This is a genomic window from Limimaricola sp. G21655-S1, from assembly GCF_027213785.1.
Lineage (GTDB): Bacteria > Pseudomonadota > Alphaproteobacteria > Rhodobacterales > Rhodobacteraceae > Limimaricola.
Window position 1 is genome coordinate 1 of record NZ_JAPWGO010000089.1, and the last position, 442, is coordinate 442.

Consider the following 442-nt stretch of genomic DNA (forward strand, 5'->3'; position numbering starts at 1 on the left):
AGCGGGATCTCGTAGCTCACGGTCTGGCCCACGGTGGTGTAGTCGTTGCGCACCGACTGGTCGAACCTCGCGATGTTGATCGAGCCGAACACCTGGAACAGCAGGTCGTCGGTGGTCTTGTAGTTGTCGTCGTTCTCGAGGCCGATGCTGACGAATTCGGCGGTGCCGTTCTCCATCGTCACGTCGAAGCGCAGCACCGTGTCGGCGCCGACGGTGAAGGTGCCGCCGGGCAGCAGGGTCTTCTTCCAGATGTTGCCGCTCAGCGTGATGCCGGCGCCATCCTGGTCGATCTGGAAGCCCTGCGGCGTCTTGTCCTGGCCGCTGTAGCTCAGGAGCGGGTTGGCGTTGAAGTCGATCGGCAGCACGCTGCCACCCGGCGGCGGCGCCGCGACGTCGTCCTCGGTGACCGTGCCGCTGGCGCTCGCGGTGCCGAGCGTCACCG

At 66.5% G+C, this 442-nt stretch carries 1 protein-coding gene; it reads right to left on the minus strand.

What is annotated here, in order from left to right; genetic code table 11:
* On the minus strand, window positions 1-442 hold a 442-nt coding region (locus O4G76_RS19980; protein ID WP_269398901.1), incomplete at both ends, for a hypothetical protein.